Raw genomic sequence first — 978 nt, forward strand, 5'->3', positions numbered from 1 at the left:
CCGCGGGGCAGGGGAGGGCACGACGGGCGGTGCTCGGGTGCCCGAAGGCGCGGACAGCACGTCCGTCGTTCCAGCGCGCGGCGCGGTGAGGGTGTCCAGCGGCTCCAGCGGCGCATCCCCGAACGGGTTGTCGCCCGCGTCCCCGGGTGCCTCCGTGCCCGCGTCCTCCGCCGGATCCATCCCCTTGTGCGAGGTCACCGCGAGGCGGGCCACATCCATCGCGCGGTCGGGATCATCCCCCAGCAGGGTGACGACGACGACGCACGGCGTGTCGTCATCCCACGCCACCACCTGCGTCATGCCCTGCACGGGACTGCGCCGAGCCGCGGCCCGGCCCAGCGCGGACACCTCCTCGCCGCCCGCGTTCAACGTGGGCTCCAGCAATGCGCGCACGTCCGCGCTCGCGTAGCCGGGCTGGCAGTCGTAGGCCACCGACAGGGACACGTCCGGCATGGCGGCCGAATGCAACGTGCAGAGCGGTCCACACGTGGGGCAGGCCCGCTCCTCCTTCATCGCGAACCCGTTGAGCGTGAGGTCGCGCAGGTCCTCCGGCAGCAGCACGTCGCAGGAGGGAATCGCCAGCGGGGAGGGTCTCCCCGGCAGCCCGATGACGCCCGCATCCGTCGCATCCGTCGCTTCCGTGTTCGCGCCGGGCCTGCTGCACGCGCCCAGGGCGAGCGCCATCAGCAGTGCACCCCGTCCGACCCTCATCCCGTCTGCTCTCCTCACCGACGCCTCTGTCGCGAGAACAGGATGGTAGACCGGGGCCAGCCCCCGTCGTCAGCATTGTGGCGCGGCTGCCACTTTCCGGACGTGGCCGGATGGCGGGATGCAGGACGGGCAGGCCGGCCTCGTTCATGGCCGGAGCGTGGGCTAGGCTGCCCGCCCTCTTCCATGCGCATCCCCGGACTCCTCACCCTGTCGGCCCTGGTCCTCTGCTGGGGTTCCCCCGTCCTGGCCCAGGCCCCCGCCTCGCCG

At 72.9% G+C, this 978-nt stretch carries 1 protein-coding gene; it reads right to left on the reverse strand.

Going from position 1 to position 978, the window contains the following annotated elements:
• Positions 1-711 (reverse strand): hypothetical protein (locus D7V88_RS41820; protein ID WP_244238698.1); only part of this gene is annotated, 711 nt, incomplete at its 3' end.
• Between the last annotated feature and the right edge of the window lie 267 nt (positions 712-978).

This window comes from Corallococcus terminator, assembly GCF_003611635.1.
Lineage (GTDB): Bacteria > Myxococcota > Myxococcia > Myxococcales > Myxococcaceae > Corallococcus > Corallococcus terminator.